Annotated in this window: 20 protein-coding genes and 1 tRNA gene; 10 read left to right on the forward strand and 11 right to left on the reverse strand. The window is 64.7% G+C overall.

Going from position 1 to position 20287, the window contains the following annotated elements; genetic code table 11:
- Nucleotides 1-30 precede the first annotated feature (30 nt).
- From yidC to rpmH, 6 genes are all read right to left on the reverse strand, one after another.
- Nucleotides 31-1869: a membrane protein insertase YidC gene (yidC, locus tag G5A46_RS08175; protein WP_163848930.1), complete on the reverse strand. Its 1839-nt coding sequence runs from the start codon at nt 1867-1869 to the stop codon at nt 31-33.
- A 141-nt stretch (nt 1870-2010) separates the two neighbouring features.
- A complete protein-coding gene (locus tag G5A46_RS08180; RefSeq protein ID WP_239520669.1) occupies nt 2011-3561 on the reverse strand; it encodes a GGDEF domain-containing phosphodiesterase in 1551 nt (516 codons plus the stop codon).
- A gap of 53 nt (nt 3562-3614) precedes the next feature.
- Nucleotides 3615-4490, reverse strand: a complete 876-nt coding sequence (ttcA, locus tag G5A46_RS08185; RefSeq protein ID WP_163848931.1) for a tRNA 2-thiocytidine(32) synthetase TtcA — start codon at nt 4488-4490, stop codon at nt 3615-3617.
- Between the two features lie 23 nt (nt 4491-4513).
- A complete protein-coding gene (gene yidD, locus G5A46_RS08190; protein ID WP_163848932.1) occupies nt 4514-4735 on the reverse strand; it encodes a membrane protein insertion efficiency factor YidD in 222 nt (73 codons plus the stop codon).
- A 3-nt stretch (nt 4736-4738) separates the two neighbouring features.
- Nucleotides 4739-5191 carry a ribonuclease P protein component gene (gene rnpA / locus G5A46_RS08195; protein WP_163848933.1) on the reverse strand — a complete coding sequence of 151 codons (453 nt, stop codon included), beginning with the start codon at nt 5189-5191 and terminating at the stop codon, nt 4739-4741.
- A 32-nt stretch (nt 5192-5223) separates the two neighbouring features.
- Entirely contained in the window at nt 5224-5358 is a 135-nt protein-coding gene (gene rpmH / locus G5A46_RS08200; protein ID WP_005980833.1) for a 50S ribosomal protein L34, read from the reverse strand.
- A gap of 322 nt (nt 5359-5680) precedes the next feature.
- On the opposite strand from rpmH, the gene G5A46_RS08205 reads away from it, so the two are divergent.
- The 4 genes from G5A46_RS08205 (at nt 5681) to G5A46_RS08220 (ending at nt 9437) form a co-directional block, all read left to right on the forward strand.
- Nucleotides 5681-6424, forward strand: a complete 744-nt coding sequence (locus G5A46_RS08205; RefSeq protein ID WP_163848934.1) for a TVP38/TMEM64 family protein — start codon at nt 5681-5683, stop codon at nt 6422-6424.
- Nucleotides 6421-7839, forward strand: a complete 1419-nt coding sequence (locus tag G5A46_RS08210; protein ID WP_163848935.1) for a dihydrolipoyl dehydrogenase family protein — start codon at nt 6421-6423, stop codon at nt 7837-7839. The genes G5A46_RS08205 and G5A46_RS08210 overlap by 4 nt, the downstream gene beginning before the upstream one ends.
- 24 nt (nt 7840-7863) lie before the next feature.
- The gene (locus G5A46_RS08215; RefSeq protein WP_163848936.1) at nt 7864-9255 is read left to right on the forward strand and encodes a sensor histidine kinase; all 1392 of its coding nucleotides are present in this window, start codon (nt 7864-7866) and stop codon (nt 9253-9255) included.
- A 105-nt stretch (nt 9256-9360) separates the two neighbouring features.
- A tRNA-Arg gene (locus G5A46_RS08220) sits at nt 9361-9437 on the forward strand.
- Between the two features lie 262 nt (nt 9438-9699).
- On the opposite strand, the gene G5A46_RS08225 is transcribed toward G5A46_RS08220, so the two are convergent.
- Both G5A46_RS08225 and G5A46_RS08230 read right to left on the reverse strand, forming a co-directional pair.
- On the reverse strand, nt 9700-10074 hold the full coding sequence (locus G5A46_RS08225; RefSeq protein WP_163848937.1) for a hypothetical protein: 375 nt from the start codon (nt 10072-10074) through the stop codon (nt 9700-9702).
- Nucleotides 10075-10293: 219 nt separating this feature from the next.
- A complete protein-coding gene (locus tag G5A46_RS08230) occupies nt 10294-11904 on the reverse strand; it encodes a BCCT family transporter (protein ID WP_163848938.1) in 1611 nt (536 codons plus the stop codon).
- 194 nt (nt 11905-12098) lie between these two features.
- On the opposite strand from G5A46_RS08230, the gene G5A46_RS08235 reads away from it, so the two are divergent.
- The 3 genes from G5A46_RS08235 (at nt 12099) to G5A46_RS08245 (ending at nt 14478) form a co-directional block, all read left to right on the forward strand.
- Nucleotides 12099-12614 carry an SRPBCC family protein gene (locus G5A46_RS08235; protein ID WP_163848939.1) on the forward strand — a complete coding sequence of 172 codons (516 nt, stop codon included), beginning with the start codon at nt 12099-12101 and terminating at the stop codon, nt 12612-12614.
- Nucleotides 12615-12790: 176 nt separating this feature from the next.
- Nucleotides 12791-13720 carry an ABC transporter ATP-binding protein gene (locus G5A46_RS08240; protein WP_163848940.1) on the forward strand — a complete coding sequence of 310 codons (930 nt, stop codon included), beginning with the start codon at nt 12791-12793 and terminating at the stop codon, nt 13718-13720.
- Nucleotides 13717-14478: an ABC transporter permease gene (locus G5A46_RS08245; protein ID WP_163848941.1), complete on the forward strand. Its 762-nt coding sequence runs from the start codon at nt 13717-13719 to the stop codon at nt 14476-14478. The genes G5A46_RS08240 and G5A46_RS08245 overlap by 4 nt, the downstream gene beginning before the upstream one ends.
- 62 nt (nt 14479-14540) lie before the next feature.
- Here G5A46_RS08245 and uvrC read toward each other — a convergent pair whose 3' ends face one another.
- The 3 genes from uvrC to G5A46_RS08265 all read right to left on the reverse strand — a co-directional run bounded on the left by uvrC (nt 14541) and on the right by G5A46_RS08265 (nt 18707).
- Nucleotides 14541-16427, reverse strand: coding sequence for an excinuclease ABC subunit UvrC (gene uvrC / locus G5A46_RS08250; RefSeq protein WP_163848942.1), 1887 nt, complete (start codon nt 16425-16427; stop codon nt 14541-14543).
- 360 nt (nt 16428-16787) lie between these two features.
- Complete coding sequence (locus G5A46_RS08255; RefSeq protein WP_163848943.1) at nt 16788-17732, reverse strand: calcium/sodium antiporter; 945 nt, start codon at nt 17730-17732, stop codon at nt 16788-16790.
- Nucleotides 17733-17909: 177 nt separating this feature from the next.
- The gene (locus G5A46_RS08265) at nt 17910-18707 is read right to left on the reverse strand and encodes a S49 family peptidase (protein WP_163848945.1); all 798 of its coding nucleotides are present in this window, start codon (nt 18705-18707) and stop codon (nt 17910-17912) included.
- Nucleotides 18708-18882: 175 nt separating this feature from the next.
- Between G5A46_RS08265 and pgsA the strand changes: the two genes are divergently transcribed.
- Genes pgsA through G5A46_RS08280 form a run of 3 tightly spaced genes read left to right on the forward strand, consistent with a single transcriptional unit; the run spans nt 18883 to nt 20255 of the window.
- Entirely contained in the window at nt 18883-19542 is a 660-nt protein-coding gene (gene pgsA, locus G5A46_RS08270; protein WP_163848946.1) for a CDP-diacylglycerol--glycerol-3-phosphate 3-phosphatidyltransferase, read from the forward strand.
- 2 nt (nt 19543-19544) lie between these two features.
- The gene (gene moaD / locus G5A46_RS08275; protein WP_163848947.1) at nt 19545-19790 is read left to right on the forward strand and encodes a molybdopterin converting factor subunit 1; all 246 of its coding nucleotides are present in this window, start codon (nt 19545-19547) and stop codon (nt 19788-19790) included.
- 3 nt (nt 19791-19793) lie between these two features.
- The gene (locus G5A46_RS08280) at nt 19794-20255 is read left to right on the forward strand and encodes a molybdenum cofactor biosynthesis protein MoaE (protein WP_163848948.1); all 462 of its coding nucleotides are present in this window, start codon (nt 19794-19796) and stop codon (nt 20253-20255) included.
- The last annotated feature ends 32 nt before the right edge of the window (nt 20256-20287 follow it).

The following is a 20287-nucleotide window of genomic DNA, read 5'->3' on the forward strand; positions in this document are numbered from 1 at the left end:
CGCGCACCTGCAGCCGGGGGCAGGCCCCGGTCATTTCTTCCCTTCGGCCGCGGATTTGCGGCGGAAACTCTTGCGGATATTGCCGAAAACGTCGGGCTTGTAGCCGTGGCTCCGCATGATGGCATATTGCTGCAAGAAGGTGATGGTGTTGTTGGTGATCCAGTAGAGAACCAGCCCGCTTGCGAAATTCCCCAGCATGAACATGAACACCCAGGGCATCCAGGCAAAGATCATCTGCTGCGTCGGATCGGCGGGCGCCGGGTTCAGCTTCTGCTGAAGCCACATGGAGATCCCCAACAGGATCGGAAGGATACCCAGGCTGATGATCGCCAGGAAGCTTTCGGGATCCGGCGTGGCAAATGGCAGCAAGCCGAACAGGTTCAAGATAGAAGACGGATCAGGCGCGGACAGATCTCGGATCCAGCCGACCCAGGGTGCGTGGCGCAGTTCCAGCGTCACGAAGATCACCTTGTAGAGAGAGAAAAAGATCGGGATCTGAAGCAGGATCGGCAGGCAGCCGGAGGCCGGATTGACCTTCTCCTTGCGGTAAAGCTCCATCATCTCCTTCTGGAGTTTCTGCCGGTCGTCGCCCGCTTTCTCCTTGATCTGCTCCATCTGGGGTTGCAGTTCCTTCATCTTGGCCATGGAGGCGTAAGATTTGTAGGCCAACGGGAACAGCAGCGCTTTCAGCACGATTGTCAGGGCGATGATCGACCAGCCCATGTTGCCGATGAAGCTGTGCAGCCAGTGCAGCACGGCAAAGATCGGCTTGGTCAGGAAGAAGAACCAGCCCCAGTCGATCGCATCCAGGAACTTCGTCACGCCGCCATCGTTCTGGTAGGCGCGAATGGTTTCCCATTCCTTGGCCCCGGAGAAGAGGTAGGTCTCGCTGGTCAGGGTGGCGCCGGGAGCCACCTCCTGTTGCGGCAGCACGGCCTCGGCCTGGTAGATGTTCTGGGTGGGGTAGAACTTCGCCGTCGACCGGAATGGAGTCTGCGCGGGCGGGATCAGCGTCGACATCCAGTAGTGATCGGTAAAGCCGATCCAGCCGCTGTCAGAGACTTCGATCCGTTCCGCATTGGCTCCTTCGCGGGGGTCGGTGTCGTAATCGACCATGTTGTCATAGCTGGCTTCTTCCAGCTCACCATCGGAAAGACGCACCAGGCCTTCGTGCAGGATGAAGAAGTTCTTCAAATCCGAAGGTTCGCCATGACGGCGGAGGAGGGAATAGGGGCGCAGGCTGACAGCCGCATCGCCGGTGTTTTCCACCGATTGCACGATGCGGAACATGTAATGGTCATCCACGGAAATGGTGCGGCGGAACACCAGGCCGCTGCCATTGTCCCATGCCAGGGTTACCGGGGTGTCGGGGGTCAGCGTCTCCCCATCGGCGATCTGCCAGTCGGTGGTCGCGCCGGGAACGGCGGCGGCATCGACATTGGTGCCGGCGATCCAGCCGTGCAGGGCGTAGTAGGCGTCCGCCTCCCCCTGAGGACGCATCAGCGTCACTTCGGGCGAATCGGTGGTCAGATCGACGCGGTAATCCTTCAGCGCCAGGTCATCGATCCGCGCGCCGGTCAGGGCGATGGAGCCGGAAAGGCGCGGGGTGTCGATGGGCAGGCGCGCCGATTGCGGCGCGGCATCCGGTGTGGTGTCCGTGGTGCCGAGCGTGGACTGGGGGGCGCCGTCGGCACCAGGGGACAGGGTCGTCCCGCCGGCAGCGGTCTGGGTGTCCTCGGTCTGTTCGGCCACGGCGGGCGCATTGGGGTCGGTCGCGGTGTCGGGTGGGGGGAACACGACGAGCCACACAAGAATGACGATGAAGCTGAGAGCCGTCGCAAGGATCAGGTTCTTGTTTTGGTCGTCCATCGAATATCGCGCCATATGCTATTGTCAGGTGAGTGGGGTTCAACCTGCCATGGCCCGAAAGGTCAAGGGCATTCGGCCCCCGCGCGACCAGCCGCCACCCCTGCGGGGCCTTTTGTCTGAAGGATCCGGCCGGGCGGAGGACTACCCGGCGCGTCGCCCGATCGGGGGCGTTTCCTTGAGCGAGGCCTGGTAATCGCGGAACCAGGCGACGCTTTCCTCAAACGGCATGGGGCGGGCGATGGTGAACCCCTGCACGTGGCTGCACCCCAGTTGCGCCAGCATGGCGTGTTCGCCAGGTGTCTCCACCCCCTCTGCCAGGGTGTCGATGCCCAGCCGTTCCGCCATGGTCAGGATGGCGGCGACCATGTCCTGCTGTTCCTTGTCGCGATCGACGCGGGTGACGAAACTTCGGTCGATCTTCAATCGCTGGACGGCATATTGGCGGATGGCGGCGATGGAGGCATGGCCGGTGCCGAAATCGTCCAGGTCGATGCGGCAGCCAAGCTTGGCCAGGGCGGTGATATTGCGGGTCACGCCATCGTCAGCGGATAGGGAGACCACGGTTTCCAGAACCTCGATGGCCAGGCGGTCCGGCGCAATGCCGTAGCGGTCAAGCTGCCAGGCGATCTTGTCGACGATGTGGGGGTTGGCCAGGTCCGCACCCGATACATTGACCCCGATCTGCGCGACCTTCAGTCCCGCGTCGTCCCAGCGACGCAACGCGATCAGCGACTGGACCAGCATCAGGTCCGTCAGTCGGCCGGCCAGGCCCTGGGCGTTGAGCGCCGGCAGGAAATCAGCGGGAGAGATGACGCCCCGAGCGGGGTGGATCCACCGGGCGAGCGCCTCGAACCCCATGACCTGCCCGGTGTCGGTAGAGACCTGTGGCTGGAAGTAGGGCACGATCTGACCCGTATCGAAAGCGGCAGCCATGTCTTCGTCCCGAGGCGGTGTGGCGGCCGCCAGGGCTGCGAGGTTGGGCGCGTGGGCGCGGATGGCGGAGGGGCCGTTGGCAGATGCTTCTTCGGCCGCGGCGGTGGCGGCGGCCAGGATCGCGCTGCCCTTGGGCTGCGGGCTGCGCGTGCCCAGGCAGAAGCCGAGGGAGCAGGTCAAGCTCAGGGCGGCGCCGTCCATCGACAGGGGGGCCTCCACCTCCCGTTGCAGGCGGGAGGACAACTGGATCGCCGCTTCCAGATCCAGCTGGGCCTTGGGGGCCACGGCGATAGCGAACACACCCTGCGCCATGCGGCTGACAAGATCGTCGTCGCGCAGCGCGCCGCGCAGGCGGGCGGCCGTGGCAACCTGCGCGCTGGCCAGGCCATCGCGGCCCAGACGGTGGCCCAGGGTTTCGATATCGTCGAGCCGCAGGACGATGCACAGGGTAGGACGATGCGTCGCCAGTCGCGGGTTCAGTGCCGCGTTCAGCATGTCGATCACCTGGTCGGGATGGGGGAGGCCGGTCAACCCATCGCGGTCGGGCCCTTTCCAGCGGCCCGGTCGGGCAAAGGCGCCGCCCAGGGAATAGGCCAACGGCAATCCCAGGGTGACGACGATCAGCGCCGCCTCTCCCCCCAGCCAATAGGCGGAAAGAGCCATCGCGGGGACAAAGGCCAGCATTTGCGGCCCCAGCAATCGGTCCTGTGCCCTGTTGCGCATCGCACGCAGTGTTCTGTTCAGCCCTCTTCTGCGCATCCTCGTCTCCCGATCCGTCAGGGCCGGTCTACGCGCATATTCTCAACGTGAGCTTAACGCAGTTGCGGAACCTCCTTGTCGCCCGCCGTCGGGGATTCGGCCGGGGATGGCCGGGAAAGTCCTGCGAAATCAAATAGATTTGGGTCCAGAAGATGTGATGGCCGGGTGTTCATCAAGGCGCGAAACATTTTCTGCCGACGTCCGGGCGCATTTTTTTCCCAACCATCGAGGATCTGTTTGACCTGTTGGCGCTGCAACCCGTCCTGGGATCCGCAGAGGTCGCAGGGGATGATCGGATAGTCCATGGCGTGGGCAAACCGCTCGCAATCGGCCTCGGCCACGTGGGCGAGGGGGCGGTAAACGAAAAGATCGCCTTCCTCGTTGACCAGCTTGGGAGGCATCGTCGCCAGGCGCCCCCCATGAAACAGGTTCATGAAGAAGGTTTCCAGGATATCGTCGCGGTGATGGCCCAGCACCACGGCAGAGCACCCTTCCTCCCGTGCGATTCGGTAGAGGTTGCCACGCCGCAATCGGGAGCAGAGAGCGCAGAAGGTCCGGCCCTGAGGCACCTTGTCCATCACAATGGAATAGGTGTCCTGGTATTCGATGCGATGCGGAACGCCCATCTTCTTCAGGAATTCGGGCAGGACTGTCGCCGGGAAACCGGGCTGCCCCTGGTCCAGGTTGCAGGCCAGCAGATCGACGGGCAACAGCCCGCGCCATTGCAATTCGTGCAGTACGGCCAGCAGGGTATAACTGTCCTTGCCGCCCGACAGGCAGACCAGCCAGCGCGCGCCGCGTTCGATCATGCCGTATTGGTCGATCGCCTCCCGCGTGGCCTGCACCAGCCGCTTGCGGAGTTTCTTGAACTCCGTCGTCTTCGGGGCGCCTTGGAACAGCGGGTGAATGTCATCGGCATCGTCAAGCATGGGAATCCCTTCTGGAACGAACGTCAGTCCGGCACGTCGTCCACGCCCATGCCGCCCCAGGGGTGACAGCGCGCCACCCGGCGCACCGACAGCCAGGTGCCGCGCCACGGGCCGTGGCGGTCCAACGCTTGCAGGATATAGGCCGAGCAGGTCGGATCATACCGGCAATTATGCCCGACCCAGGGGGAAAAGATCATCCGGTAGGCGCGGATCGGCAGGGACAGCACATAGGCGGCGGGGGACATCGGCTAGCCCTTGCCGTGCAGCTTGGCGATGGCGCGGACGAAATCGGCGCACAGCAGGTCAAAGGGGCGGTCGGCGGTGGCATCGCGGCGGCCGATCAACACGTAATCCCAGCCGGGCCGCCCGATTAGCGGCAGTTCCAGCCGGGCGACTTCACGCAATCGACGCTTGGCGCGGTTGCGGGCGACGGCATTGCCGACCTTCTTCGAACAGGTGAAGCCGACGCGGATGGCGCCGGGCGCGGGGTCCGGCGTCTCCCGCTTGCGTGCCTGGACCATAATCGCAGGTCCCCCCTGGCGGCGGGCACGGGCGGCGGACAGGAAATCGGCGCGCCTGGTCATCGTGACCAGCCCGGGCGCGGCCGGTGCGCGGCCGGCGTCCGGGCATGACGAAACCGCCGAAGCCATGGGTCCGTCGGCTGGTGCGTCAGCGTCAGGCCGGGCATTCGGCGGTGTCATGGTCACACGCGGGCTGCGGTGGGCCGATACGCTTACGCGCTCAGCGACTTCCGGCCCCGGGCACGCCGTGCGTTCAGGATCTTGCGGCCGGCCTTGGTGGCCATGCGCGCGCGGAAACCGTGGCGCCGTTTGCGGACCAGGTTCGAAGGTTGGTAGGTGCGCTTCATCGCTCCGTCTCCATTTCATGCCCGAGGTTCGTGGCCTGCGGGTAGGGCCAAGCGGGTGCAATTCGGGAATCGCCCCAAGCGGCCCGCGCTGTTCGAAGCCCGGTCTATAGGCAGCGGCGCCGGCGAAGTCAAACCGGCATCGGGGTTTTGTAACAGTTTTCCCGCCAGCAGCCCGGAATGTTTCGGAAACGCTGTTCCACACCCGTTGCAGGGCGATTTCGGTCACGTCCGATCACCCTGACGTGACAGGGCTGTCGCCGCTGTCGCCTTGGCTGCATGTCTAGGGGTACGTCACACCAGAGATACCGCACAAGGACCAAGGATGAGCGAAATCGCCACGCCCCCAGACCGCCCCGCCCCGTCGCGCCTGCGCCGCCGATTGCCGTTGATCGCGGTGGCGGTGGCGGCCCTGCTGGGTGCCTTCCTGCTGCGCGATACGCTCAGTTTCGACACGCTGGCCCGGCACCGGGAGGCGCTGACGGATTTCCGCCAGGATCACGCCGTCCTGACGGCGCTGGCCTTCATTGCCGCCTATGCCGCGATCGTGGCGTTCTCGTTGCCGGGCGCCACGGTGGCGACGCTGACCGGAGGGTTCCTGTTCGGTCTGTGGCCCGGTGCGTTGTTCAACGTGCTGGGCGCGACGCTGGGCGCGGTGGGGATCTTCCTGGCGGTGCGCGCCGGACTGGGGGATCAGCTGGCGGCCAGGATGAACGCCTCCGAAGGCCGGATTCGCAAGCTCAAGGACGAGCTGGACCGCAATCAATGGTCGATGCTGTTCCTGATCCGGCTGATGCCGGTGGTGCCGTTCTTCGTGGCCAACGTGCTGCCGGCGTTGCTGTCGGTGCCGCTGCGCCGTTTTGCCATCACCACCTTTCTGGGGATCATGCCCGGCGCGGTGGTCTTTACCTCCGTGGGCGCAGGCCTGGGCGAGGTGTTCGACCGGGGCGACACGCCGGACCTGGGGGTCGTTTTCGAACCTTTCGTCCTGCTGCCCTTGCTGGGACTTTCGGCGCTGGCGCTTCTGCCGGTGATCATCCGCGCGTTGCGGGGAGGAGATGTGACATGAACCGGATCAAATGTGACCTGCTGGTGGTTGGCGCCGGCTCGGGTGGGTTGTCCGTGGCGTCAGGTGCCGCGCAGATGGGCGCCGACGTGGTTCTGGTGGAAAAGGGCCGCATGGGCGGCGATTGCCTGAATTACGGTTGCGTGCCGTCCAAGGCGCTGATCGCCGTGGCCCGCGCCGCGCATGAGGCGCGCGAGGCCGGTCGCTTCGGCGTTTCCACCGGCGCGGTGGCAGTCGATTACGCCGCTGCCATGGACCATGTGCAGGCGGCCATCGCCACCATCGCCCCGCACGATTCGCAGGAACGGTTCGAAGGCTTCGGCATTCGCGTCATCCGAGAGGAAGCCCGATTCACCGGCCCCCGCGAGATGCAGGCCGGTGACACGGTGATCAGCGCACGGCGCATCGTCCTGGCCACCGGCGCCAGCCCGGCCGTGCCGCCGATCCCCGGCCTGGCCGATGTGCCCTACCTGACCAACGAAACGCTGTTCGACCAGCGCGAGAAACCCGAGCACCTGATCGTCCTGGGCGGCGGCCCGATCGGCATCGAGATGGCACAGGCCCATCGCCGGCTGGGCTGCGCCGTCACCGTGATCGAGGCAGAGACAGCTCTGGGCCATGACGATCCCGAACTGGCGGCGGAGCTGAAGGAGATCGTTCGGGGCGAAGGTGTCGATCTGGTCGAAGGCGCCCGAGCCGAGGCGGTCGCGCCATCGGCAGAGGGGATCACCGTAACCACCGATGACGGCCGGCGTATTACCGGGACGCACCTTCTGGTTGCATTGGGGCGGCGCGCGAATACCGCGGCGCTGAACCTCGACGCAGCCGGGATCGAGACGACGAAAACGGGTATCCAGGTCGATTCGTCGCTGCGGACCACCAACCGCAAGGTCTTTGCCATCGGGGATGTCGCCGGCGGGATGCAATTCACCCACGTCGCCGGCTATCACGGCGGCATCGTGGTGCGCCGCGCCGTGCTCGGCCTGCCGGCCACGGCCAAGACCAGCCATATCCCGCGCGTTACCTATGCCGATCCGGAACTGGCCCAGATCGGCCTGACAGAGGCCGAGGCCCGCGGTGAATACGGTGGCCAGATGTCGGTCGTGCAGGCACCGCTGGCCTCCAATGACCGGGCTGTGGCCATGGATCGCCGCGCTGGCCGGATCAAGGTGATGGTTGTGGGCGGAAAGCCCGTCGGGGTCTCCATCCTGGCGGCGGAGGCGGGGGAATTGATCGCGCCCTGGTCTCTTGCGATCTCCAAGGGGCTGAAACTTTCCGACATTTCGGGCATGGTTTTGCCGTATCCGACCATGTCGGAGGTGGGCAAATCCGCCGCGAGCGCGTATTTTTCACCAAAGCTGTTCGATAACGCCTGGATCAAACGCGCGGTGCGGCTGGTCCAGCGCCTTGTTCCCTAGGTAAAAGCGCCCGCGTCACGCCCCATGATGAATACCCTCTCCGGCCGTTTCCTGTTCTTGACCGTGATCTTCGTCATGTTGGCCGAAGTGCTGATCTTCGTGCCATCTGTCGCGCGGTTCCGGGAGGATTATCTGCTTTCCCGGCTGGAGAGGGCACAGATCGCGTCACTGGCCCTGCTGGCCGACGACATGATCGGCCCCGACCTCGAAGAAGAACTGCTGCGCAACGCAGAAGTCTTCAACGTTGTGCTGCGCAGGGACGAGGCGCGGCAGCTGGTCCTCTCATCTCCGGTGCCGGGGCCGGTGGTGGGCACCTATGACCTGCGCGATCCCACCGCCCTGCGCTTGATCCGCGATGCGATGTGGACGGTGCTGCGCCGGGAGGATGCGGTGATCCGGGTGTTCGGCAATCCGGTGCGGGAGGCCGGGCTGCTGATCGAAGTCACGATGCCTACCGGGCCGCTGCGCAGCGCGATGCTGGATTACGGGCTGCGGATTCTACTTCTGTCGGCGGTCATCTCGGCCTTTACCGCGGTTCTGCTGTTCGTCGCCGTGCGCGCTCTGCTGGTCCACCCGATCAAGGGGGTCGTGGGCCATATGAAATCCTACGCGCGCGCGCCCGAGGATGCCCGGCGTATCATCGAGCCCACTGCCACCATTCGCGAATTGCGCGAGGCCGAGACCGCGCTGCACGATCTGCAAACGCAGCTGACATCGGCGCTGCGGCAGAAGGAACGGCTGGCCCAGCTGGGCGGCGCGGTGGCCAAGATCAGCCATGATTTGCGCAATATCCTGACCTCGGCGCAGCTTTTTACCGACCGGATCGAACAGGTCGAAGACCCGACGGTCAAGCGATTGGCGCCCAAGTTGGTGAACTCCATCACCCGCGCCGTGCACCTGACGGAAAGCACGCTGGCTTTTGGACGGGCCGAAGAGCCGGCGCCTCGCCTCAGTTGGATCACGCTGGCCGATGTCACGGCCGACGTGGCAGAGAGCGAGCTGCTGGCCGTGGGCGAGGCGCCGGTGCAGATCGTCGACGAGGTGCCGCCGGGGCTGAAGCTGCGGGCCGACCCCGAACAGCTGCACCGCGTGTTGATCAACCTGGTGCGCAACGCCCGCCAGGCGTTGGCCCCGACCGGCCGCGAGGGCCAGGTCACGCTGAGCGCGGCGGAGACGGAAGCCGATTGGCTGATCCGGGTTACCGATACCGGCCCCGGCCTGCCCCCCAAGGCGCAGGAAAACCTGTTCACCCCCTTTACCGGCGGTACCAAGAAGGGCGGTTCTGGTTTGGGCCTGGCCATCGCATCGGAGCTGGTGCGCGGCCACGGCGGCAGCATCAGCCTGGAGCATACCGGCGCCCAGGGCACCGGCTTCCTGATCCTGCTGCCCAAGGATCTCGCCGACCGCGAGACCTGATGCTGCCCGGTGCGCCCGCCGCGAAAATTTTCCCTGGGTTACGTGGCGATGCCCGGGATTTTGCCCTTGCGCTCCCTCTGCACAGGGTCTAAACCACGGCTCCACGCACCGGTAGCTCAGCTGGATAGAGTACTTGACTACGAATCAAGGGGTCGGGGGTTCGAATCCTCCCCGGTGCGCCATTTACCCCCTCGATCGCGGGTAGATATTTTCTATCCAGGTGAGACGTCGCTTGTTGCCATGCAGGCAGCGGGGCAATGGTCCCGATTTTGCGCGCGACCCCATGGGTTTTTCCCAGGCCTCGACAGTTTGAAACCGGTGGGGGACGGTGCGCAGCGCGACGGGCCGCCGGGAGCGGATCACTGCCCCGTGGCGGGACAGGCAAGGTTGGCAACGCCGGTCAGGTTCAAGGTGCGACTGAACCTGCCGGACGTCGCGACCGCGTCAGAGCGCAGCCGCCAATGTTGCCGTCACCAGAAGCGGTGCGCAGATCGCAAGCGCGACCCAGGGCCACGGTTTCTGATACCATTCCTTGTAGGCATGGCAGCGACCGCAGAGGTCACCGCGCATGCGCATTCTATGCCCGCATGCTTCGCAGCGGAATAATCTGATAGTCAATGTACTCATCCCAAAAATACGCAGGTGGCGGAACCGTTCCATATTCCCCGCCGCGACAAATTTTTTGCTGTTTTTTATTCGCGCCCTTTGAATTGAGCGCAGGTTGCAATAGGGACGTAGCGCGAAGTTCATACCATTGGCAAGCGGGGCTTCCGGAGAAATTTCTTTTCTGCACAAAGAACTTGCGGGATTTTGACGCATAGCCCTGTCGTGCGCGCAAAATGTCGCTTCCCTAGGGGCATGTTCTGCGTTTGGCGGATGTATCGCAGATCGCTTATGGCGGCCAACTTCGCGGGGAGATCGCATGAAATATGTGCGGGACGGGGCGCTGGCGCTCTGTCCGAATCCTGCGACGCAGTCGGGGGCCGGCAGCTGGCGGTCCGAACTCCGGCCACGGGCCGGCCCCTCGCCCTGTCCGGGTCAGAATTCTTCCAGCTGGGGACGTTTTCCGATGGTGACGTGGTCAATCTCCTCCAGCGCGAAGCCGCGGATCAGCGAGGGGATCATCATGCTTACCAGGATGAAGATCGGCAGCCCGACCACCGTGATCACCTGTTGCAACGCGGTCAGCCCGGCGTCGCCTGCCAGCACGATCAGCATCGCCGCGACCACCCCTTCGGCCGCGCCCCAGAAGACGCGTTGATGCACCGGACCGGGGCGGGCGTGGCCGGTGCACAGCATGTCCACGACCAGGGAGGCCGAATCCGAGGATGTCGCGAAAAAGATGGCGACGATCACCACGGCAAAGCCCTGAACGAAACCCGTCATCGGGAAATGTTCGAAAAAGGCAAACATCGCCAGGGGAACGCTTTCCGCCACGGCGCGGCTGATCTCTCCGGCCTGATCGCCCATGGCGGCGCGCGCGGCGGCACCGATGCCGTCGAACTCCATCGCCTGCCAGCCGAAGATGGAGAACCAGACCAGAGTGAACAGCGACGGTGCCAGCAACACGCCGAAAACAAATTCCCGGATCGTCCGCCCGCGGGAGATCCGCGCCACGAATAGCCCGATGAAAGGCGACCAGGTCACCGTCCAGGCCCAGTAGAAGACTGTCCAGCTGCCCTGCCAGCCCCAGCCATCGGTGGTCGGGTTCTCGTTCGCCAGCATATCGTTCCAGAAGGCCAGGCGGGGCAGATTCTCGAAATAGAGGCCGAAGGTCTCCACCATGCCGCGTAGCAGAAACAGGGTGGAGCCGGTGCACAGCACGAAGATCATCAGCCCCACGGCCATGCCGATATTGAGGTTCGACAGCAGCTTTACCCCCTTGTCCAGGCCCGCCACGATGGAGCCTACGGCCACCATGGTCAGCATCGCCAGGATCAGGACTTTCAGCATGGTGCCGTCCTGCCAGCCGAACAGCGCCGACAGCCCGGCGGCGATCTGCGAGGATCCCAGCCCCAGCGACACGGCGACGCCGAACAGAGTGCCCAGGATGGAGGCGATGTCGATGGCCTTGCCTACGGGGCCGTGGATCCGCTCCTTCAGCAGCGGATAGAAGACAGAGCTGACCCGCACCGGCAGGTCATAGCGGTTGATGAAATAGGCAAATGCCAGGCCCGGAAGGGTAAAGATCGTCCAGGTGTGCAGCCCGAGGTGGTAGATCGCGATGGATATCGCGTCCCGGGCGGCCTCCTCCGAATGGGGTTCGACACCGGGCATTGGCGGGGACTGGAAATGGCTGATCGGTTCGGCCACGCCCCAGAACATCAAGACGGTCCCGATCCCGCCGGCAAAGAGCATCGTGAACCAGGACAGGTTGGAATATTGCGGCCGCGATCCGCGCGGGCCCAGGCGGATGTGGCCATGGCGGGAGACGGCCGCCCAGACCAGGAAGCCCAACCAGATGTTGACCCCCAGGATGAAGAACCAGCCCAGGTTGGTGACGATCCAGCTGCGCCCGGCGGCAAAGGCGTCGCCGATCGGGTTCGGGGCGATCACCAGCATCAGGACAAAGGCGGCAGTCAGCCCCGCCGAGACGAAAAAGATGGTTGGATCGGTCTTCAGACCCAGGCGGCGGGCTAGATTTTCCACGCAATTCCCCTTGTTGGTGCCCCGCGTGTCAGGCGGGGTGACAGGTTCGGTAACGCAACCCCAACGGCGCCGCCCCGGCGCCGGTTCCCGATCCCGTGATCAGGGCGTGAGCGGGGCGGTCCCTTGGCACCCGCCGGCCGATCCGGTAGCGTCCGGCGACACCCCGTCGGGGGCAACATCATCGGAGACCCGCCATGGATATGAACGACAGTCGCGTCATCAAGGCAAAACGGCCCATCGTCTTTGCTGCGCTGCTTTCGCCCGAGGTTCTGAAAGATTGCGTACCCGGCGCGCAGGAGGTCACCGGCACGCCGGAGGACGGGTTCACCGCCACGGTGGTGCAGAAGGTCGGCCCGGTCAAAGCCACGTTCAAGGGCGCGGTTACGGTGTCCGACATGGTGCAGGACGAAGCTCTGACCCTGACCGGCGACGGCAAGGGCGGCGCCGCAGGCTTTGCCAAGGGCCAGGCGCGCGTCACCCTTGCCGATCACCCGGATGGCACCGAGCTCACCTACGAGGTGGAGGCCAAGGTCGGCGGGAAACTGGCGCAGCTGGGCGGGCGGATCATCGACGGCTTTGCCCGCAAGATGGCCGACCAGTTCTTCACCCGGTTCCAGGAGGTTCTCGAAGGGCCCTCCGATCCCGAGGCGGAGGATGCCGAGCCAGAGGCGGTGCGCAAGGGCTGGCTGTCGCGGCTGCGCGGCAACTGACCCCGGAGTGTCGGGGTGCGGCGGGCCGAATCGGTCCGCTGGCCCGTTTGTGCCTTCGCGGAACGGCATGAGCTTGCATTCAATGTGCGCCAGCGCGCAGAAATAGGCGCATGCGGGTGGTTTGCGCATCGCCGGCGAGGCGCTAGGTATCGGGGGCAACCAGGAAAGGACCTGCGATGACCCCGATCGTTGACGTGCGCAACCTGACAAAGACTTTTGACGGCGGGTTTCAGGCCCTGAAGGGCGTGGATCTGGAAATCCGTGCCGGTGAGATCCTCGCCCTCCTGGGGGCCAATGGCGCGGGCAAGACCACGTTGATCTCCATCCTGTGCGGGATCACCACCCCAACCGATGGCACCGCCTGGGTCGGCGGCAATGATGTGGTGCGCGATTGGCGCGGCGCCCGCCAGCTGATCGGGCTGGTCCCGCAGGAAATCAACCTTGAGCCCTTTGAAACGGTCAGCAACACGGTGCGCCTCAGCCGGGGGCTGTTCGGGCTGAAACCCGACAACGCGCTGATCGAACGGATCCTGCGCACCCTCTCGCTGTGGGACAAGAAAGATACCCGGATCAAGGAACTGTCCGGCGGCATGAAGCGCCGGGTGCTGATTGCCAAGGCTCTCAGCCACGAACCGCGCGTGCTGTTCCTGGACGAACCTTCTGCCGGGGTGGATGTGGAATTGCGCAAGGACATGTGGGAAACCGTCGCCCAGCTGAAGTCCGAGGGCGTCACCATCATTCTGACCACCCACTACATCGAGGAGGCGGAAGAAATCGCCGACCGCGTCGCCGTGATCCGCGCCGGGGAGATCCTGCTGGTGGAGGAAACCGACCATCTGATGCAGCGCCTGGGCCGCAAGGAATTGCGCATCGACCTGCGGGAGCCGCTGACCGCCGTGCCCGACAGCCTCGCGCCGTTCGATCTGGTGCTGGCGGCGGACGGGATGTGCCTGACCTACAGCTACGACACCCACGGCGACCGCACCGGCATCGCCTCGCTCATGGCGGGGCTACAGGAGGCGGGGATCGTCCTGCGCGATATCCAGACCCATCAAAGCAGTCTCGAAGAGATCTTTGTCGGCATGATCAAGGAGGACGCAGCATGAATCTGCGCGCCGTACAGGCCATCTATGTCTACGAGATGAAGCGGTTCTTCCGAACCCTGCTGCAAAGCTTCATCTCGCCGGTCATTTCAACCTCGCTTTATTTCGTGGTGTTCGGCACCGCTATCGGCTCGCGGATCGACCAGGTCGACGGGATTTCCTACGGGTCTTTCATCGTGCCGGGGCTGATCATGCTTTCGGTCATCATGCAGTCGATTTCCAACGCCAGTTTCGGGATCTATTTTCCGAAGTTCATCGGTACATTCTACGAACATCTCTCCGCGCCGATCAGTTTCCTTGAGATCACGGCCGGGTTCGTGGGGGCGGCGGCGACCAAGTCACTGTTCATCGGGCTGGTCATCCTGGGCACCGCCTCGGTCTTTGTGGACCTGACGATCCTGCACCCGCTGGCGATGGTGGCCTTCCTGGTTCTGACCTGCCTCAGCTTTGCGCTGATGGGGTTCATTATCGGCATATGGGCCAAGAATTTCGAGCAATTGCAGCTGGTTCCGCTGTTGGTGGTGACGCCGTTGGTGTTTCTGGGCGGGTCGTTCTACTCCATCTCCATGCTGCCGGAAGTCTGGCAGAAGGTGACGATGTTCAACCCGGTGGTCTACTTGATCTCGGGGATGCGCTGGTCTTTCTTCGGGGTCTCCGATGTGCCGATCGGCATCAGCCTGGCGGCGATCCTCGGGTTTACCCTGCTGTGCCTGGCGATCATCTGGCGCATCTTCCAGACCGGCTGGCGCATCCGCGACTGACGCCACCCGCCACCCGTCACCCGGATTTGCAGCCGTGTCCCCCGTCCGTGGGCACGGCGTTTTCAATCCTGCGGGTTGAAATGGTCGTAGATCGCCTCGGCCAGCTGGCCCGAGATCCCGTCCACGGCCTTCAGATCCGCCAGGTTGGCGCGTGACACGGCCTTGGCGCTGCCGAAATGCGCCAGCAGGGCACGTTTGCGGGTCGCGCCGACGCCGGCGATATCGTCCAGCGGGTTGGCCGATATCGCCTTGGAACGTCGCGCCCGGTGCGTGCCGATGGCAAAGCGATGTGCCTCGTCCCGGAGCCGCTGCACGAAGTAGAGTACCGGATCGTTCATCTTCAGCGCAAAGGGGCGCAGGCCGGGGCGATGGAACTCTTCCTTCCCGGCGTCCCGGTCCACCCCTTTGGCCACGCCGACAAAGGGCAGGTCGCTGACCCCCATCTCGTCCATGATCTCCTTCACCGCGGAGATCTGGCCGGCGCCGCCGTCGATCAGCAGCAGATCGGGCCACAGCCCCTTGTCTCGGTCGGGATCGTCCTTTTGCAGGCGGGTCAGTCGGCGGGTCAGAACCTCCTTCATCATGCCGAAATCGTCGCCGGGGGTCAGGCTGTCGCCCTTGATGTTGAACTTGCGATACTGGTTCTTCATGTAGCCGTCCGGTCCGGCCACGATCATGGCGCCCACCGCATGGCTGCCCTGGATGTGGGAGTTGTCGAAGACCTCCACCCGTGACGGCGGGGCGTCCAGTTCGAACGCCTCCGCCAGGCCGCGCAGCAGCTTGGCCTGAGTGGCGCTTTCGGCCATGCGGCGGCCCAGGCTCTCGCGGGCGTTGCGGGCGGCGCCTTCGATCAGCTCTGCTTTTTCGCCACGCTGGGGCACCAGCAGGGCGACCTTTCGCCCGGCCTTGTCCGACAGCGCCTCCGACATCAGGTCGTCATTTTCGATGGGATGGGACAGCAATATCTGTTTCGGCGGCTCCTTCTGATCGTAGAACTGGCCCAGGAAGGCCTCCAGAACCTCCGCCTCCTCGATATCGGCGCCGGCGCGGGGGTAGAAATCCTGATTCCCCCAATTCTGATGCGCCCGGATGAAGAAAACCTGAACGCAGGCCTGACCGCCCTCCATATGCAAGGCGATCACATCAGCCTCCGCGGTGCCGCGTGGGTTGATGCCCTGCGCCGATTGCACTTGTGTCAGCGCGCGAATGCGATCGCGCAGGGCGGCGGCGCGCTCGAACTCCATCGCGTCGGAGGCCTCCTGCATCTGCTGGGCCAGTTTCTCCTGGACCTTGGTCGACCGGCCGGAGAGGAACCGTTCGGCATCGGCTACGGTGCCGGCGTAATCCTCCTCCGAGATATGCCCGACGCAGGGCGCGGAGCAGCGCTTGATCTGGTACAGCAGGCAGGGGCGCGTGCGGCTTTCGAACATGCTGTCGGAGCAATTGCGCAGCAGGAACACCTTTTGCAACTGGTTCAGCGTCCGGTTCACCGCGCCAGCCGAGGCAAAGGGCCCGAAATAGGCACCCGGCGCCTTGCGCGCGCCCCGGTGCTTGCGGATCTGCGGATAGGCGTGATCCTTGGCCAGCAGGATGTTGGGGAAGGATTTGTCGTCGCGAAGCAGCACGTTGTATTTGGGCTTCAGCTGCTTGATCAGGTTCTGTTCCAGCAGCAGGGCTTCGGTCTCCGTGCGGGTGGTCAGGAACATCATGGAGGCGGTGTCCCGGATCATCCGGGAGATCCGCGCAGAATGCCCTGTCGGCCGCGCATAGCTGGAGACGCGCGCGCGCAGGTTGCGGGCCTTCCCGACATAAAGAACCCGCGCCTGGGCATCCAGCATCCGGTAGACGCCAGGTTGCCCGGTGAGCGACGACAGGTAGCCCTGGATCACCTCGCGCCCCTGCGGGACAGGGGGCGATTCGCTGGTCGGTTGATCGTTACTCTGGGTCATGGCCGTACCGGTCCGATTCCTCCGCTGGGCTGCAATTTCCCGAAGGTGGTCTCAAGAGTAAAGGTGTCCACCAAATCTGTGGATAACCCCGTGGGTATTTTGTGGCCTTCAGGAAAAAATCCAGCAATATTGCTCACTTCGTTGTTTTGCCTAATTTTTGGGCTATTATGTATCATATTGATTTTAAACAAAATTAAAACGTGCTCTCGGCAAGCACCTGATAACTTTAACCTTTTGGTAACGATTTGATGACACGCGTTTTCGGCGTGTACAACTTTCGCCGCTCCGGCCGGTTTGGGGCCCTTGCGGGGGGGCTGGGGATCTGGAACCGGGCGCGTTCCGGCCGCGCCTCACGGGCGCTCAGACCAGCAGCAGCGTGATGTAGCCCAGGTACAGCGCGGTCAGCGCCACGCCCCAGGGCCGGGTGATGTCCCGACTGCCGAAAACGAACGGCACCAGCAGTACGGTGGCCCCCAGCATCACCCACAGGTCAAAGCGCAGAACCTCCGGTGCCACGGGGATCTGGCCAAAGAGGCTGGTCACTCCGATGATCGCCAGCAGGTTGAACATGTTCGACCCGATGACATTGCCCAAGGCGACGTCCGCCTGCCTGCGCAGCGCCGCCATGCCCGTGGTCGCCAGTTCGGGCAGGGAAGTTCCGACCGCGACGAGGGTCAGCCCGATTACGGTGTCCGAGACACCAAAACCACGCGCGATGATCGACGCGTTTCTGACCAGAAGTTCGGCGCCCAGCGGAAGGCCGGCCAGCCCGATCAGCAGGAAGATCGCGATGCGCCAGCCGGGAAGCGCGGGGTCGGCGCCCTCCACCGTCTCGATGGCGTCGCGGTCGGTGCGCCGGTGGGCCAGCGTCTCGCGGATCTGGAGTCCCAGCACCAGCGCCAGGGCGGCCAGCAGAATGATCCCGGTGCCGAAGCGGAACGGCCCCGTCCAGGCCAGCGCGATGAACAGCAGGGTCGCCGCCAGCATCATCGCGTAGGATTTGCGCGTGTCGCAGCCGCTGGTGGGCATGGTGGCGATCAGCGCGGGCAGGCCCAGTACCAGCAGCACGTTCGCGGTGTTGGAGCCGACGACATTGCCCAGGGCCAGCCCCGGCATGCCGTCGAACAGCGCAGAGAGCGATATCAGCAGTTCCGGCGCCGAGGTCCCGAACGCGACGACGGTCAGGCTGACGATCAGCGCCGGGATCCCCATCCGCAGGCTGAGGTTCACCGCCCCCCGGACCAGCGCGTCACCGGCAAGCAGAAGGATCACCAACCCGAGGGCGGCGAGAAGCCAGGGCATCATGGAAAGACTTATCCTTTTCGGTTCCGGCAGGGGCAGGGGCCCTTGCCGATCCTGTAACGGCCGCAATGGCGGCATTTTGCGTTCGACAGACGTTTCTGGCCGGGCAATGTCAGTTTGCCGAACATCGCCAGCACGCCCATGCCGACCAGAAAGAGGGTCACGACCTTCAGGATCACCCTAGAGGCCGAACCGGGCAAAGGCGGCCCGTTCCTCGATCGTGGTGGCGGTCTGGTCCAGCACCAAGGCGCCGATACGCGACAGCAGCCCCTTTTTCGGGCCGTAGACGCGGAACCGCACCTTGTCGCCAAAGCGTTTCTTCATCTCGGGCACCAGGTGACCGATACCGTCGATCAACCCCAGGTCGCGGGCGCGGGGGCCCAACCAGATCTCGCCGGTGAACAGATCCGCATCCTGTGCCAACTTGGCGCCGCGACGGCGGGTGACCTGCGCCTTGAACGTCTCGTGAATCTCGCCCAGCACGCGCTGGATACGTTCGACGTCCTCTTCCTTTTCGGGGCGGAACGGGTCCAGCATGCTTTTGCTTTCACCGGCGGTGTAGACGCGGCGTTCGATCCCCTGGCGGGCCAGGAAGACATGCGCGCCGAAACTGGCGGAGATCACACCGATGGATCCCAGCACCGACGCCTCGTCGGCCAGGATCTCGTCGGCGGCGGTAGCCAGCCAATAGCCCCCCGATGCGGCGACGTCCTCGACAAAGGCGATGACGGGGATGTTCTTCTCCTCCGCCAGGCGTCGAATGCGCGCGGCGATCAGGGAGGATTGCACCGGCGAACCGCCGGGCGAATTGATGCGCAGCGCCACGGCGGCGGGTTTGCCGCGGCGGAACGCTTTCTCGATCTGGGGGGCCAGCGATTCGTCGCTCAGCCCGCCACGGGCGCCCTGGGAAATCATCCCCGACAGCCGGATGACTGCGACACTGGGCGGGCGGTTCAGGAAAGGCAGCCATGTTTTCATGACCCGGATGTAAGACGCGGCGCCCCGTCGGGCAAGGGCCGTGGCCCCCTGCGCGCCCCATCCGCCGCGTATCCGTGACGCACCGGCGTGCGCGGCGCATGGAAAAGCCGCAAACCGGGCCGGCCTGGACCGCGCGGGCTTTCCCGGCGCGCGCAGAGGCATTAGGTATCGGGCCATGACCATGACCCTGCCCAATCTCCTGACTCTCCTGCGCCTGTTGGCCGCGCCGGGATTCGCCCTGTGCTACCTGTTGCTGCCCCGCCCCTGGGCCGATGGCGCGGCGCTGCTGCTGTTCACCACGGCCTCGGCCACCGACTGGATTGATGGCTACCTGGCACGCAAGTGGAACCAGGTGTCGAAGCTGGGTACGATGCTGGACCCGATCGCGGACAAGGCGATGGTGGTGATCGCACTGTTCACCCTGGCGGCCTTCTCCGGGCTGTCGGGCTGGCTGATCCTGCCGGGCGCGCTGATCCTGTTCCGGGAGGTCTTCGTTTCGGGCCTGCGCGAATACCTGGGCGATACGGCCGGCCTGCTGAAGGTGACGAAGCTGGCGAAGTGGAAGACGACCGCCCAGATGGTCGCCATCGTCGTGCTGGTGGCGCAGGGTATTGCGGAACATCAGCTGGGCATGTCCGTCTTCGGCATGGACGGAGAGATGATCGGCGCCATCCTTGATGGACGGGAGGCGGACCGCGTGAACCTGCGTCTGTGGCTGCTGGCCAATGATGTGCTGGTCTGGGGCGGGGCGCTTCTGATCTGGGTCGCGGCGCTGCTGACGGTGCTGACCGGCACCGACTATTTCCGCAAGGCGCTGCCATATCTGAGGGATTGACCATGGATGTTCTCTATTTCGCATGGGTTCGTGAACGCATCGGCCTGCCCCGCGAGACGGTACGGACAGAGGCCGTGACCGTCGCCGATCTGGTGGCCGAGCTGCGTGCGCGCGAAGACCGCTATGCCGCCGCCTTCGAGGACCTAAGCGCCCTGCGCGTCGCCCTGGACCAGGAATTGTCGGATTTCGACGCTCCGCTGGCCGGGGTGCGGGAGGTCGCGTTCTTCCCCCCGATGACCGGGGGCTGATCAATGATCACCGACATCCGCGTCCAGTCCGCAGCCTTCGCCGTCGGCGCTGAAACCGACCGGTTCGCCGCGGCGGTGGCGCAGGCGGGCGGGGCGGGGGCCATCGTGACCTTTACCGGGCTGGTGCGCGATCTGCCCGGCGCCGGCGGGCTGGACCGGATGGTGATCGAACATTACCCCGGCATGACCGAAAAGGCGTTGAAAGCCATCGCACAGGACGCTGCCGGCCGCTGGCCTCTGGAGGCGGTGCTGATCCTGCACCGTCACGGTGAACTGCACGCCGGTGCGGCGATCATGATGGTCGCCACCGCCTCTGCGCACCGTGCGGCGGCCTTCGCGGCGGCGGATTTTCTGATGGATTACCTGAAGTCCCGCGCGCCCTTCTGGAAGAAGGAAATCACCGCGGACGGGTCCGATTGGGTCGCGGCCAAGGACGCGGACGAGGCGGCCCTGACCCGCTGGTAGCGGGAGCGACCAAAGGCGCGGCGTCAGACTGG

It is taken from the genome of Pseudooceanicola aestuarii (assembly GCF_010614805.1).
Taxonomy (GTDB): domain Bacteria; phylum Pseudomonadota; class Alphaproteobacteria; order Rhodobacterales; family Rhodobacteraceae; genus Pseudooceanicola; species Pseudooceanicola aestuarii.